Genomic DNA, 1,373 nt, shown 5'->3' with positions numbered 1-1,373 from the left:
TTTCATGGAACAACTATTTCATATTGATATTATAACATAAAAATAAGGCAACCGCCGCAACAGTTGCCTCAAGTACGCTTAACAGTTGTTAAGTATGATTTAAAATTATCTTAATTATTTTCCCAATTAATATCAGTTATATATGTTCTTCTCATACGAAGATATGAGCTATTTTTTCCTAAAACATACATTGTAGCAGGGCTATAAAAATCACTATTGTAACCTTTCCTTAACCCTAAGATCATAATATTATTATTTCTATCATCTATAAAAGCTATATCTAACTTTTGTGGATTTACAGAGTTTTCTCGTACTATTACACATACTTTTATTTTTTTATCGATAAAACACTTGTGTAAAAAATTATAATTAATAAGACGATCTTTAATCTTAGAATATTCGTGATGAGTTTTTATAGTAGATTTAGTAATTGTTCCATCATATATTCTTCCTAATATTTTTTTAGCGCTAATACCTTTATGAATATAATGTAACCCTAACAAGTGAGGCAAATTATTTCTATGAAAGGATATTCGAAAAACAGGTATTTTCTTGTACTTTGTTTTTACTTCGAAATATCCCTTACAAAAACAAGCAATAAAATCATTTAAGATGTTTTGTAAATCAACATCATTTTCATCATTTATTCTCAAATATGCTGATTTACTCACTTAAATCACTCCTAAAAATATCCCTACTCACAAAAAGTTAGTAGGGATTATGTATATGAGTGGATGGCAAGGAAGAAGTCTCCTGCGGGACCAACAGTCAGATATTAGGCCTCTGCCGGGCTATACAATCCACTCCTAATTGTATATAACTTATCAAAGTTACAAAATAGACTAACTAAACAAGAATATAACAGTTAGGAAGAAAGAACGGAATAGAGAGTTGACTTTCTTCACATATAACTATAATACGTTTGTCTTACTTTTTCAATAAAACAAGCAAAATTTTTATATTTAGTTCACTTTACTTAGTCCTATTTCCAATAAAAAAGAGGGCTACCCGTAGGTAACCCTCAATAAAAGTATAGAGATGATTTTATATTATTATTACAAGGTAAAACCCCTTGCGTTTGTATTATAACGCATTTTCTTAACTGATACTACCCCAAAGTTCGCCCACACCATGATTAGGTGGTGCGACACCGTTCCATGTTCTTACTGGCAGATAGAGTCGTTCGCCTTCAAAGCCGTCGTAACCCACCCAAACATGACCGTCTTGCAACATTACTTCATCATAATTAATACTTGTGCCTGCTGGCAATTTACCTGCTTCATTACCATTAATACGGAATGGACCGACATGCCATACTTGAATAGGTTCATTACCATTCTTGAATGTAGCTTGTTCATTTTTCCACCAAGTAC

The 1,373-nt window shown here is 31.6% G+C and carries 2 protein-coding genes; both read right to left on the bottom strand.

Annotation, left to right across the window (positions count from 1 at the left end):
* Positions 1–110: 110 nt before the first annotated feature.
* On the bottom strand, positions 111–671 hold the full coding sequence (locus tag HMPREF3270_RS06405) for a PBECR4 domain-containing protein (RefSeq protein ID WP_070867228.1): 561 nt from the start codon (positions 669–671) through the stop codon (positions 111–113).
* A gap of 427 nt (positions 672–1,098) precedes the next feature.
* A partial coding sequence (locus HMPREF3270_RS06400; protein ID WP_176746716.1) for an SH3 domain-containing protein occupies positions 1,099–1,373 on the bottom strand: 275 nt, incomplete at its 5' end.

The sequence above is a fragment of the Staphylococcus sp. HMSC65H10 genome (assembly GCF_001839185.1).
In the GTDB taxonomy this organism is placed as follows: Bacteria; Bacillota; Bacilli; order Staphylococcales; family Staphylococcaceae; genus Staphylococcus; species Staphylococcus simulans.
The sequence above is the reverse complement of the archived record's forward strand: the minus strand, read 5'-3'. Positions and strand labels throughout refer to the sequence as shown.